The organism is Peribacillus sp. NPDC056705 (assembly GCF_043656335.1).
In genome coordinates this window covers 1-12,300 of the sequence record NZ_JBHTYI010000023.1, presented here as the reverse complement: position 1 = coordinate 12,300, position 12,300 = coordinate 1, and the positions used below count along the sequence as shown (strand labels likewise).

The window sequence follows — 12,300 nt, the reverse complement described above, 5'->3', positions numbered from 1 at the left end:
CGGTTGGATGATAAGCATATAAAAACCCTGTGCTAAGACTTTTCGTGTCTTAGCACAGGGTTCTTGTTGAATCATTCTCCCATGCTCATTCCTTTTAAAACGACCGCAGTCAGAAACACGGTCACGCAAATGATTGAGGTGGATACGACAATCGCTATTGGTAAAGTCATTGTAAAGTCCTCCTTTAGATGATGGTCACGCCGCTAAGATCAACCTTAGCTCCATGTAAAAAGTTGTAAGTGAGTTTATCCATCGAAGCTCCAGTAAAGTCGATTTTCTTTAAATCCGACATCCGAAATTGAACATTGATGAGTGTGGCATCGCGGAATGATGCCTTTTTCAATGAAGAACCCTCGAAAATGGTTTGTTTGAATGTTTCCTTATCAAAAATAAGACCAGATAAATTACAGCCTTTAAAATGGGTTTTATTATAAATGCAGTTCTTGAAAGTAACTCCTTTTAAATTTGCGCTTTTAAATAGGGTACTGGTTAAATTGGCGTTTTCAAAGATGCAATTATTTAAGTTAGTGCTTTTAAATGTGCTGTTCGTCAGGTCGGAATGGCTGAAATCAGAACGGCTTAAATCGCAGGAATTAAATTTTCCATCATGCACCGAAACCGAGCGGAAGTCGGAATCCAATAAGCGTTGCCTGGAATAGTCCATGCTTATCGCCTGCTCAAGCACATTGTATTGCAGATTGAGCGATTCCATGAGCTCTGATACTTCCCCAATCGAATCCACAGTCAGCTTATACGCTTCCTGCTCGCTGGTACCATTCCTTCTATGGTCATTGTATTTTTCCAGTAAGTTTTGCAGCAGTTCTTCTTCCAATTCCTTTGCTGTTTTTGCACTTTTGTACGGGGCAAAAATGTTATGAACATGTGTATTCAATTTTTCGATCACATTTCATCTTCCTTTCTTACAAGAGGCGCTCAAGTATTCGCTTGGCCTGCTCCCAGTCATTTTTATTTTGGATATATGTGTCTTCCCCAATCGGGGTGATTTTGTAATATTTCCTTCTCCCGCCTTGTGTGGCATCTCCCCAATAAGAGATGATGCATCCGTCCTTTTCCAGTCGCTTTAAGCTGGAATACATCGTCGCTTCCTTAATTTCATATTGCTCATCCGAATCCATATATATCAGTTTGCTGATTTCATAACCATATTTATCGCCACTTTGCAGGAGTTTTAGAATCATCGTATCTACATGTCCTCGAAGCAAGTCAGAGGATAGTTGTCGTTGAACCAAATCCTCACCTCCTTTGGTATATCTTAAGATATATTACTATGACAGTCAAGGTAATGTATTTAAAATGAATCGCGCAGGTGTAATGTCTGCATTTAAGCGCCGCATGGAGATCATTCTTACTAATTAGCCAGATATGATATCCGCTTGGAAGGGATTTTTAATGCTTTATAGAAAAAGTAAGCAAGGGGGTGGGGATGTTGAATAATTCGTGGAATAAAGTGATTTATAAGGTTTGGTCGCCGATTTATGACAAAATCTTCAATTCTCATCTCTTTTTAGATGCCAGGAAAAGAATATTTGAAGAGATGCATTTCCAAGATCATGCAAAGGTTCTGTTTGTGGGCGTAGGTACTGGGGCCGATTTGGAGTTGATCAAGAACCTTGACCTGGAGATAACTGCGATAGACCTGTCAGCCGATATGCTAAATAAAGCGATGGAGAAATTTGATAATACATCGATCAATTTTCTCAAGATGGATGCACAGCATATGGAATTCGATAATGAATCGTTTGACTATATAGTAGGAAGTTTGATTCTTTCCGTCGTACCTAATGCCGATGAATGCCTACGGGAGATGATCAGGGTTTTAAAAGGCGAGGGGAAAATCATACTATTCGATAAGTTTATTTCTAAAGATGAAGTGCTATCACTACCCAAAAAGCTTCTGCGGCCCATCATTAGATTTTTAGGAACGGATATTGGCTTGCGGTTTGAAGACTTGTTCATTAGACATGATAAGAATTTGAAAGTTGAAGAGGATCGACCGATCATGCTGAATGGAATGTATAGGAAGATAATCATCAGTAAGCGGATTTGATAGATTGGTTTGGTGGTAATTGGAAAATATGAAAGGACCCCTATCCCAATTGAATAGTAATGGAAATGATGCCATTCTGGAAGTCTTAATGGAATGGACGCCACATTATCCAAATTGGCTCAACTGAACATTCTTGGCAAAAGGTACGGTGTCGGCATTATAGAAGAGATGGCCAAAGTAGCGATGAGTAAGAATAGGGGCATCTGGCTGAAACCAGTATAATTAAATGGCGGGATACCTATGAAGATCTATTGAATATGCTGGACTCGTTATTGCGTGAGCCAACTTCATTCTGGAATGATTTTTATGAAGACCGTGAAAAGGGGGTTCCCTTTTTCAAAAATTTCCCTGATGAGAATTTGGTTACATATTTTGATGGAGGGTCAATTGGGCCAGGAAAGGTTCTTGAGCTTGGGTGCGGACCTGGGAGAAATGCCGTTTACCTTGCTCAAAAGGGCTGTTCCGTTGATGCGGTGGATTTTTCGAAGGCAGGACTGGAATGGGGAAAAGAACGAGCGGCAGAAAAGAAAGTGAACGTGAACTTCATTCAAAGGAATATATTTGATTTGGAGTGGAAGGGTAATATGACTTCGTGTATGATTCAGGTTGTTTTCACCATATTGCGCCACATCGAAGGATCAATTATTTAGAGATGGTGAAAAAGGCGCTAAGGCTTAAGGGATTGTATTCAATTACTTGTTTTGTCGAAGGCGGCATATTGGGTGGTGCAGAACTTTCAGATTGGGAGGTATACAGGCAAAGGAGCCTTAAAGGCGGATTAGGTTTTACTGAAGAAAAACTCAGAATGATTTTCAAGGAATTCGAAGTGGTGGAAATACGTAAAATGAGGAAAATGGAACAATCGGATGAAACGTTTGGGGTGGAAGGTTTATGGACGGCCTTATTTATGAAAAAGTAAGGTGAAATGGTGATGCGATGGTTTTAAACGGAGGATCTGGGAACAGGTCCTTTTTTGTTGAAGAAAAGGGGGGATTTGTTAACCAAATATAAAAATGGTAAACTTTAATAATAAAATGCTTTTTGGGTGAACGCAGATTTACCAGAATAATAGATTAGGTTCCTGCAAATTTTTTTTGATAAACAGTGGTTGCGTGGTTTCAAAAACAGCTGGGAAGGTATATGGAAAGAGGGGGGCATTGGGCATCAGGTAATGACAATCCATGTATTGAAGAGTCGGTGCTTTTCCTTAGCTGATGAAACGTTTAACTTTCAATGCCTGACAATGCTGATTTCTGTATGTAGTGCATTCGATTTATTGATTACTGAGACCAATTGGAATGCTATTTTATAAAAAATAGGTGGAGAAACTTATGCATAGAAATAAAGAATTATATTCCTTTTTATTGGGCGTGGCAGCACAATTGACTGATGATTGGTACGCAACATTGAATAAAGGCGATAAAGCGGGTGTGTATAGTTCATCCGATCCCAAAGTGATTAAAAAACTTAAGCAGCAAAATAATGAATTCCATTTGCGTTTCTTTCAGGTCTTCGTTACGGAGGAGAGGGAATTCTTTAAGCGGCTTGGTGATTGGATTGAAGATATCGGTCAGGATGAGCAGCATTTAAATACACCGATCTATTTTATATTGAGGGAGTTTTTTCGAACGCAAGATCAATACCTTGATTATATTGACAGGTTTGTGAAATTGCATGGTGACCAATATCCACAGGAAGAAATAAATTCCTGGTACCGGATAGTGGTGAAGGTGTTCAGTGAAGTGATGGAGAGGTTTACTGAAGCGAATCATCGATATGCCAATAAAATCATGAAAGCCCAACAGGCAACGATCGATGAATTGAGCACGCCCATCATTTCCCTTAAAGATAACATGGCGTTGCTTCCCTTGATAGGCAATATTGACACGACAAGGGGCATGACCTTGCTTGAAAACACCTTACAAAAGTGCGTTGAAAAAAATGTCACAAGGCTTTTCATTGACCTATCGGGCGTACATGCAATAGATGGTGCATCCGCACACCAGCTGTCGCAATTGATTGAATCCTTACATTTGATCGGTATTGAAACAACCCTTTCAGGACTTCGGCCGGAAATAGCCATGACTGCCGTTAAGCTTCAACTTCCTTTTGATAAAGTGACGATAAAGTCCACTCTTGCCCAGGCAATCAGTACGATGAAATAATACATACATATCCAGGGCATGGGATGCTCGTTATAAACTTCATCGAGAAGACCTCCATATGGGGGTCTTCTGCATGTATAAGTGATGCTGCATTCAAAATAGGTACAGGGCCCATAAAGCAAAAGCCGGAACCTGTTGTCATGAATTCCGTTTGAACAGCGATTTTGCCACAAAAAGCGTGCAGCCGATGGCTGATCTCATCCCTTCTGCAAGGCAGAATTAACCCGAAATGATTGAACCCCCCTCCGTACTCAATTCCCTTGATTTCAGGCCGGAATGCATTAAATTGACAAACGTATCCCGCTCCTATTATTTGGCATTTGTAAACCCTAAACCGTAAAAAAATATATCTTTAACAAGACTGAAAATTTACGTTTCATTTACATTTTAAAAACGTATTGACAAATATTAGTTAGCACATTATGATAGGTTCGATTAAACGATTATGATAACCGGCACCGATGTACTTTATTAGATACTTTCAAGCGGAACATGCTATTGCCAATCAAAATTTATAGTATATATAAATTATGTTTCTTTTGTAAATGATAAAGGAAAAAGCAGTGCGTTCGTATTTAAATATTCAAGACATTTTATTAAAAAGGCGGGCAATTATGGAGAAAACGTTCAATAGATATGTTATTAATGCTACAGGCAAGGGTGGCCAGACATATTTAACACAATGCCAGGATAAAGATGCACTAAGGAAATGGATAGCCGATCATGAGGATCAAATCATCATGGATGAGTTAAGGATAACGGATAAGAAAAAGAATCCGTTTTTAAAATTGTTTTCCCTAAGGTAAATCAACTAAAATCCCAACATCATTAGCGGTATTATTCAATTATGAAATCCCTGTGTTCTATCCGGGAACGCTGAGCGAAAAATCCATATCTTGTTTTGCTTTTAAACTCATTTATTTAAAAATGAGTTTTTTTGCTATGAAAACCTCTTCCGTTGGTAATATAGGAGCGGAGGCCAATTTAATCAGGTTTAAAGGCATGTTGATGGCACATGCCTTTGATGATTCGTTCATTGTATGAATGTACGCAATTGGCTGATGAAGTTCAAGATTTGAAAATGGATTTTCGCCATTTCTTCCGCCGTCTGCTCTTCACAATTTTCCAGCCACTCAGTAATCACCCCTAAAATCGCAGATGTCAGGAAGGCGTGCATATACATGCGGAATGCTTCATCTTTAGCTGCTGGATGCTGGCTGATCAAACGCTCCAACAGTACTTCACCGAATACTCGCTTTATTTTTTTGGCAAAAGAAGGATCGCCCTGATCACCAAGAATGGCCCTCAATGCGTGGGCATGTTCACTGATGAATTGAAAAATCTCTATGAAGGGCGGGTAAAGCTGTTGTTGATGAAGAGCCATAAAAGCCTCTTTCGGCAAAATGGCAGTAATGCGAGTTTGAAGTTCTTTTAACAATTCCTGCTGTAAGTGATCCATCAATTCATATTTATCTGTGTAATGCAAATAGAATGTGCCCCGATTAATGTTGGCGCGCTCTGCAATTTTCTTTACTGATACATGTGAGAACCCTTCTGCTTCAACGAGTGCAATGAAATGATAATGTATCTGCATTTTCGTCTTTTGTACCATATCCTCATGAATCGATGCCATGGAATGTCTCCTTCACTGAACATTTTTCCAAATGTGTTGATTGTATTAGACCAAATGCTGCCTTAGAATGATGATACACTCAACACCGTGTTAATTAAAGAGGGAGGATGTGTGTACATTGGAAAACGCGATTTCCATTGAAGGAATTGCCAAAGGTTTTCATCAGAAAAAGGTCATTCAGCCATTGAGTCTGAGTATTGAAAAAAATGGGATTTTTGGCTTATTAGGTCCATCCGGTTGCGGAAAGACGACCTTGATTAAGATGATTGTCGGATTGATTAAGCCCGATGCGGGTAAAGTCACGGTTCTGGATCATGAAGTGCCAAATCAAGCACTGTTAATGGATGTCGGCTATATGGCACAGTCCGATGCTTTATATACAGAACTGACCGGAGCTGAAAATCTCGAATTTTTTGCGAAGCTATACCGTTTTTCGAAAAAGGAACGAAGGGAACGCATTCAATATGCAGCTGAAATCGTACAGTTGACGAATGACTTGAATGTTCGGGTTGCGCATTATTCCGGGGGAATGAAACGCCGTCTGTCACTGGCGGCGGCACTCATCCAAAATCCGGCGATTCTCATTTTGGATGAACCGACAGTAGGAATAGACCCTTTGCTGAAACAATCGATTTGGCAGGAACTTGAGCGTTTAAGAAACGAAGATCATAAGACGATCATCATCACGACGCATGTGATGGATGAAGCGGAAAGATGCGATAAACTGGCGATGCTGCGTGAAGGTGAAATCATCGCGGCAGGAACCCCGGCAGCTTTAAAAACACAATTTGCCGCGGAAACGCTTGATGATGTTTTTTTAAGGATTGGAGGTGGCCTAAAATGAGAATGGCCTCTCTAGTTACTCGAATTACTCAGCAGCTGCGCCGGGATCGAAGGACACTCGCTTTATTTTTCCTGGCTCCATTGCTCATTTTAACGCTCATGTATTTTATTTTCGATACAGAAGCAAGTGATTTGAAACTCGTTGTTACAGGCAGTGATGAAACCATGGTCAAAGCATTGAAACAAGCGGATTTTCAAGTAACGGCTGCTAGGGAATTTTCTCAGGAAAAAATGATTGAAAATGATACGGATGGCTGGCTGTATGTTGAAAATGGCAAAATGAAACTGACACTATTGAACGACGAACCGTCCCGTGCAAAGGCCGTTCAAATGCAAATGATGCAAGCTTTGCAAGGGAATGAAAACAACACGCCTTCAATTGAGGAGCGATATGTATACGGGGATGCCGACACAAAGGGTTTTGATACTTTCAGTCCGATGCTTGTCAGCTTTTTCGTCTTCTTCTTTGTATTTTTAATAGCGGGAATCGCGCTTTTGAAAGAGCGTACAAGTGGTACGCTGGAACGGCTGCTTGCCACCCCGATTAAAAGATACGAAATCGTAGCGGGCTATGTGATCGGATATGGCTTATTTGCTCTCGTTCAAACCATAATTGTCGTCCTATATGCTGTCAATGTATTGGATATCGTCCTTGTTGGCTCCATTTGGCTCGTTTTACTGACGAATATACTGGTCGCGCTCGTTGCATTATCGCTTGGTACATTACTATCGAGTTTCGCGGCATCCGAATTCCAAATGGTACAATTCATACCGCTGGTCATCGTGCCGCAAGTCTTCTTTACAGGGATTTTCCCATTGGATGGCATGTCGGACTGGCTGCAAAAAATCGGCAAGATCATGCCTCTCTATTATGCATCGGATGCCATGAACGGCATTATGTACAAAGGCTTCACGTTCAATGAGGTATTACTTGATCTCCTCATTCTCCTTGCATTTGCAGCCGTTTTTATCACCATCAATATTATTAGTTTAAAAAAGTACCGGGCACTTTAAAATGAACCATCTAAAAAAAAGCCGGATTCCTGGAACAAGGGGAACCGGCTTTTTTTGTATTGCTGGACATACTTTTGAGTTGAAAAAGATCTAGTTACTTATACTTTTTTGACCATGACCTTTTCATTGTTATAATCTGATTCGCCATTGAATGCAAAGCCGAATTTCCTATACAAATGAAGGGCGGCCTGATTATCTTCAACTATGCTTAAATAGATTTCAGGACAATCATATTCTTTTATTAATCTTTTTATTAAAGCCTCCAACAAGATATTTCCAAGCCCGAAACCCTGATGTTCAGCATCAATGAAAAAGCGGTCTAACCACACTCTGCCATTTTCACCTTCCCCAGGGAAAAAACCATACATCGCAAAACCAACCAAGGTATCATCCGAATAAAGCCCAACTGGTCTGTAATATTTACATTCCTTTGCGTCGTTTAAACATTGCTCAGTCGTTTCGATGTAAGCCTTTTGCTTTTCATTTATTTGCAATTTCAAAATATCCATTACATTTTCGTTCGAGACTTCATGTATAGTGGTCTTCATCATTTATTTTCCTTCCCCATTTCGCACCTGGTTATCCGTTTTGTTATCATGATATATTAATACACTAAGGTATATGGTTACCATATAGTCAAGAGGAGAGATCGTAATGTCCGATGGAAATGTAGGCAAATATTTTACTACTGGCGAATTCGCCAAATTATGCAATGTAAAAAAACAAACGCTCATTCATTATGATGAGATTGGGCTTCTTACTCCCGATATAAAAAACGAAAAGGGCTATCGGTATTACTCTTATCAACAATTCGAAGTTTTTTCGGTCATCACGCTTTTAAAAGAATTCAATATGCCTTTGAAAGAGATCAAATGGTTTCTTACTAACAGGTCACCTATGGAACTGATTGAGCTTTTCAAAGAAAAGACCATAGAATTAGAAAAAAAGATAAAGAACCTTCACAGAGTGCAGAAGATCATTGAAACGAAAATATACCTCACTGAAAAAGCGATTTGTATGGATGACTCTCAAATCACCTTGAAACTTCAGGAGGAAGAACAGCTCTTCCTTAGTGAATCCATCCTGAACTCTTCTGATGCCGAATTCTTAAAATCTACATCTGACTTCATTGATTTCTGTAAGGAAAATGAATTTTACACAGGATTCCCTATCGGGGCCATGATTAGTAAAGAAAACATCATCGACGGGAATCATGATGACTATTCATTTTTGTACACGAAAGTCATGGGAAAAGCCCCCACGTTCTATTCAAAACCGAAGGGACTCTATGTTATTGCCTATCATAAAGGCAGTTATAAAAATATCTCCGAAACGTACGAAAGAATATTGCAATTCATGGAGAGTGAAAACTTGAACCTCAAATCGTTTGCATACGAAGAATACATCTTGGATGAAGTCGCGGTAAAGGGGTATGAAAACTACCTGACGCAAATCATGGTTGAAGTGGAATAAGGCTGGGGAGAGAATCACATAGTTCGGGCGAGGACTATAACATGCGAATGAATCATTCCAAGCAATCGATTAGCCTTGAAAAGCTGCCTCTTGACGAACATACTGGCAGTTTTCTAAATGACAGGTTTATATTCTGCGGTTGTTGACGGGTTCTTAAAGTTGTCCTAGGATATAAGGACATGCAATGATTGGTAAGAAATAGAAGGGGGAGTTATATGTCTCTAAAATCGGTCATGCTTTCCCTTTTGCTGTCGCAAGCATTGTTTTTGTGCGGTTTGCCTTTTTTCTTTCAGCTCCGATTATATTTGAATCCTTTAGTGATCATCGTTGTCTGGTTTTGTATACTTCTTTTCGTTTCGTTTGCGGTTCTTTTTTTTCGAGGTGAAACGGTCCGAATACCGCGCCTTTTGTGGCAGGCAATACTCTTTGGCTACAGTTTATCATTATTGGTTTTGCTGTTCTTTCGACCAGAAGGGCAGGTATATTCGTATAATTTGGTCCCTTTTTCTACGATTCTTTTATATTTATCGAACGATATGAACGGGCTTGTGTCATTTTATAACCTTAGCGCCAATGTGGGGCTGTTCATTCCATTCGGGCTGTATTTGTTGTCGAGGGAAGGGAAAGAACCCTCCGCAAAAAGGAAATTTCTTTATCCATTACTTTCGATTTCGGCCATCGAAATCTGTCAGTTTGTTTTTCGGCGCGGAAGTTTGGATGTCGATGACCTTATCCTGAATATGATTGGTGTTTATCTGGGGTACGTTCTGTACCCTTTGTTCACGAGAGTGGCAGTATTCCGTCCTGGAAAAGTAAAGGGATGAGAGGCAGTATAAATATTTAAAATGAAAGGATGTTTTTCATGTATAGTACGTTAAAAGAATTATCGGGCCATCCGGTGTTTCATTATTTTGCAGCGATATCCGAAATCCCGAGAGGATCGGCTAATGAAAAAGCGATCAGTGACTATCTGGTTCACTTCGCTAAGGATAGGAACCTGGAGGTGATCCAGGATGAAGCGCTGAATGTGATTATCAAAAAGCCTGCCACATTTGGATATGAAAGTGCACCTACCGTCATTATCCAGGGGCATATGGATATGGTTTGCGAAAAGAACAAGGGCACGCTTCATGATTTCGAGAAAGATCCGCTTCAACTAAGGATTGTGGGAGACATGTTGTATGCGACGGATACAACTTTGGGGGCGGATAATGGAATTGCTGTTGCATATGCTTTGGCATTATTGGATGCAAATGATATTCCGCATCCCTCTCTTGAAATAGTCATAACGACTGAAGAAGAAACGACAATGAACGGGGCACTTGCCGTGGATCCGGCTCACTTCAAGGGAAAAATGATGATCAATATCGATTCGGAGGAAGATGGAAAGCTGCTTGTCAGCTCTGCAGGAGGAATACGAGTGCGGCAGGTCCTGCCAATCGGATGGGAATCGGCTTCAATTGTTGATGCTGTATCTTATAACATCAGGATTAAAGGGCTGAAAGGCGGACACTCCGGTATGTCCATCCATAAGGAAAGAGGGAATTCCAATAAACTTTTGGGCAGAGTATTACATGAATTAACGGCAGAATTCCCTTGCTACATACAGCAAATGAACGGGGGGCTGAAAGGGAATGCCATTCCTCGTGAAGCAGAGGCGACTGTACTGATTCATGCAGAAGATGTTCAGAAGATGATGGAGAGACTTCAACAATGGGAGAATACTTTTAAAAATGAACTGCAATCCTCCGACCCTGAGGTATTGATCAGGTTTGAAAAAATCGAAACGGTTTCTTCAAATGTTTTTTCCAAAGAGACGGTGACTAAAGCCATTACCTCCTTACTGGTAATCCCGCATGGCGTTCAAGGAATGAGCATGGGAATAGAAGGATTAGTGGAAAGTTCGACGAATCTAGGGGTCGTTACAACAAATGAAGCGGAAATGATATTCGAAAGTGAAATCAGGAGTTCGGTCAAAAGCATCAAATATAATATGGTCACGCAAGCAAAGGCGATTGCCGACATGCTTGGGTGCGAGCTATTGGTTGACGCGGATTATCCCGAGTGGCCCTATAATCCTGATTCGAAACTCAAGAAATTATTTGAAGAGACATACAAAGAAAAATATCATGAAGATATTGAAATCATCGCTGTGCATGCAGGGATCGAGTGTGGGGTATTCATAGATAAGATACCAGGGTTGGATACTGTTTCAATCGGGCCGGATATGTTTTCCGTACATACACCTGAAGAACACTTAAGCATCCCGTCGACCATAAACAACTGGGAATACTTTGTTTATACATTAAAGAGAATGAAGGATATATAAAGGACAGTTGAATTCAATAGATTTAGAGACATCCTATCGTTAATTGATAGGATGTCTTTTTTTAGTTGATAAAGAATAGACCGTTGATTTCCTCTCCAGGCACTCGCTTTCCGCGGGCGGTCCGGGAGCCTCCTCGGCGCTTTGGCGCCTGCGGGGTCTCCCCTGGACTCGCATTTCCCGCAGGAGTCTCGTACCTTCCGTTCCAATCAACTTTGTTTAAAACATTAGATTGAAACCTTTTTGTCTAAAAAGGGGGTTCGGGATGGTCTCATTCCGACGATGATTAAGGCTGGGTCGTTGATTTCCTCTCCAGGCACTCGCTTTCCGCGGGCGGTCCGGGAGCCTCCTCGGCGCTTTGGCGCCTGCGGGGTCTCCCCTGGACGCGCTTTCCCCGCAGGAGTCTCGCGCCTTCCGTTCCAATCAACTGAGACGTTTGTTTAATAAAAACCGTAGGCTAGTCTATTCCGAAACAAGTTTTAGACCAGGTTATCCCGGATGTTTTTTTACTGTAACCCTTAATGGATTGAAGAAATTTGCGACACTCCTGCCGAATTACTGGCTAGCCGAGACCCCACAGGCGCTTGTGCCGAGGAGGCTTGTCAGACAGTCGGCGGAAAGGGAGCGGATTTCTGAAAATCAACTGGAACGTTTTTTTGAAAAAACTGTAGGCTGGTCTCATCTGAACTGCCCCGTAAATGTTAGACACCAACTAACATTTATGGGGTGTTTTTTATGGCCAATTTTTCTGCCGAACAGAAAATATTCATTACACGAC

13 protein-coding genes and 1 pseudogene are annotated in these 12,300 nt (G+C 40.8%); 10 read left to right on the top strand and 4 right to left on the bottom strand.

The annotated features are described in order from the left end of the window. Positions 1–184: 184 nt before the first annotated feature. Positions 185–904 (bottom strand): pentapeptide repeat-containing protein, encoded by a 720-nt coding sequence (locus tag ACFRAK_RS20670; protein WP_387602902.1) that lies wholly within the window; start codon positions 902–904, stop codon positions 185–187. 16 nt (positions 905–920) lie between these two features. Continuing rightward, positions 921–1,199 (bottom strand): PadR family transcriptional regulator, encoded by a 279-nt coding sequence (locus ACFRAK_RS20665; protein WP_370662603.1) that lies wholly within the window; start codon positions 1,197–1,199, stop codon positions 921–923. A 248-nt stretch (positions 1,200–1,447) separates the two neighbouring features. On the opposite strand from ACFRAK_RS20665, the gene ACFRAK_RS20660 reads away from it, so the two are divergent. The 5 genes and pseudogenes from ACFRAK_RS20660 (at position 1,448) to ACFRAK_RS20640 (ending at position 5,039) form a co-directional block, all read left to right on the top strand. Next, positions 1,448–2,068 (top strand): class I SAM-dependent methyltransferase, encoded by a 621-nt coding sequence (locus ACFRAK_RS20660; RefSeq protein ID WP_387602899.1) that lies wholly within the window; start codon positions 1,448–1,450, stop codon positions 2,066–2,068. A gap of 93 nt (positions 2,069–2,161) precedes the next feature. Then, on the top strand, positions 2,162–2,290 hold the full coding sequence (locus ACFRAK_RS20655; protein ID WP_394572375.1) for a hypothetical protein: 129 nt from the start codon (positions 2,162–2,164) through the stop codon (positions 2,288–2,290). Positions 2,291–2,325: 35 nt separating this feature from the next. Continuing rightward, positions 2,326–2,987 (top strand): annotated as a pseudogene (locus ACFRAK_RS20650) (class I SAM-dependent methyltransferase). A gap of 412 nt (positions 2,988–3,399) precedes the next feature. After that, positions 3,400–4,233: an STAS domain-containing protein gene (locus ACFRAK_RS20645; RefSeq protein WP_387704493.1), complete on the top strand. Its 834-nt coding sequence runs from the start codon at positions 3,400–3,402 to the stop codon at positions 4,231–4,233. A gap of 614 nt (positions 4,234–4,847) precedes the next feature. Beyond that, on the top strand, positions 4,848–5,039 hold the full coding sequence (locus ACFRAK_RS20640) for a hypothetical protein (protein ID WP_076370632.1): 192 nt from the start codon (positions 4,848–4,850) through the stop codon (positions 5,037–5,039). A 227-nt stretch (positions 5,040–5,266) separates the two neighbouring features. Here ACFRAK_RS20640 and ACFRAK_RS20635 read toward each other — a convergent pair whose 3' ends face one another. Beyond that, a complete protein-coding gene (locus ACFRAK_RS20635; protein ID WP_387704491.1) occupies positions 5,267–5,866 on the bottom strand; it encodes a TetR/AcrR family transcriptional regulator in 600 nt (199 codons plus the stop codon). Positions 5,867–5,984: 118 nt separating this feature from the next. Here ACFRAK_RS20635 and ACFRAK_RS20630 point away from each other — a divergent pair, with 118 nt between their 5' ends. Beyond that, positions 5,985–6,710 (top strand): ABC transporter ATP-binding protein, encoded by a 726-nt coding sequence (locus ACFRAK_RS20630; protein ID WP_260285149.1) that lies wholly within the window; start codon positions 5,985–5,987, stop codon positions 6,708–6,710. Next, the gene (locus ACFRAK_RS20625; RefSeq protein ID WP_387704489.1) at positions 6,707–7,723 is read left to right on the top strand and encodes an ABC transporter permease; all 1,017 of its coding nucleotides are present in this window, start codon (positions 6,707–6,709) and stop codon (positions 7,721–7,723) included. Before ACFRAK_RS20630 ends, ACFRAK_RS20625 begins: the two co-directional genes overlap by 4 nt. Before the next feature lie 98 nt (positions 7,724–7,821). Here ACFRAK_RS20625 and ACFRAK_RS20620 read toward each other — a convergent pair whose 3' ends face one another. Next, complete coding sequence (locus ACFRAK_RS20620) at positions 7,822–8,271, bottom strand: GNAT family N-acetyltransferase (protein ID WP_387603162.1); 450 nt, start codon at positions 8,269–8,271, stop codon at positions 7,822–7,824. 106 nt (positions 8,272–8,377) lie between these two features. Between ACFRAK_RS20620 and ACFRAK_RS20615 the strand changes: the two genes are divergently transcribed. From ACFRAK_RS20615 to ACFRAK_RS20605, 3 genes are all read left to right on the top strand, one after another. After that, entirely contained in the window at positions 8,378–9,196 is an 819-nt protein-coding gene (locus tag ACFRAK_RS20615) for a MerR family transcriptional regulator (RefSeq protein ID WP_394572373.1), read from the top strand. Positions 9,197–9,411: 215 nt separating this feature from the next. Next, complete coding sequence (locus tag ACFRAK_RS20610) at positions 9,412–10,020, top strand: VanZ family protein (RefSeq protein ID WP_387602882.1); 609 nt, start codon at positions 9,412–9,414, stop codon at positions 10,018–10,020. 38 nt (positions 10,021–10,058) lie between these two features. Continuing rightward, positions 10,059–11,525, top strand: coding sequence for an aminoacyl-histidine dipeptidase (locus tag ACFRAK_RS20605; RefSeq protein WP_394572371.1), 1,467 nt, complete (start codon positions 10,059–10,061; stop codon positions 11,523–11,525). Positions 11,526–12,300 lie beyond the last annotated feature (775 nt).

Excerpts from the sequence above, each read along its gene's own strand:
- ACFRAK_RS20665 (WP_370662603.1), bottom strand. The coding sequence starts at position 1,199 with ATGATTCTAAAACTCCTGCAAAGTGGCGATAAATATGGTTATGAAATC.
- ACFRAK_RS20655 (WP_394572375.1), top strand. The coding sequence starts at position 2,162 with ATGGACGCCACATTATCCAAATTGGCTCAACTGAACATTCTTGGCAAA.
- ACFRAK_RS20645 (WP_387704493.1), top strand. The coding sequence starts at position 3,400 with ATGCATAGAAATAAAGAATTATATTCCTTTTTATTGGGCGTGGCAGCA.
- ACFRAK_RS20640 (WP_076370632.1), top strand. The coding sequence starts at position 4,848 with ATGGAGAAAACGTTCAATAGATATGTTATTAATGCTACAGGCAAGGGT.
- ACFRAK_RS20635 (WP_387704491.1), bottom strand. The coding sequence starts at position 5,866 with ATGGCATCGATTCATGAGGATATGGTACAAAAGACGAAAATGCAGATA.
- ACFRAK_RS20625 (WP_387704489.1), top strand. The coding sequence starts at position 6,707 with ATGAGAATGGCCTCTCTAGTTACTCGAATTACTCAGCAGCTGCGCCGG.
- ACFRAK_RS20620 (WP_387603162.1), bottom strand. The coding sequence starts at position 8,271 with ATGAAGACCACTATACATGAAGTCTCGAACGAAAATGTAATGGATATT.
- ACFRAK_RS20615 (WP_394572373.1), top strand. The coding sequence starts at position 8,378 with ATGTCCGATGGAAATGTAGGCAAATATTTTACTACTGGCGAATTCGCC.
- ACFRAK_RS20610 (WP_387602882.1), top strand. The coding sequence starts at position 9,412 with ATGTCTCTAAAATCGGTCATGCTTTCCCTTTTGCTGTCGCAAGCATTG.
- ACFRAK_RS20605 (WP_394572371.1), top strand. The coding sequence starts at position 10,059 with ATGTATAGTACGTTAAAAGAATTATCGGGCCATCCGGTGTTTCATTAT.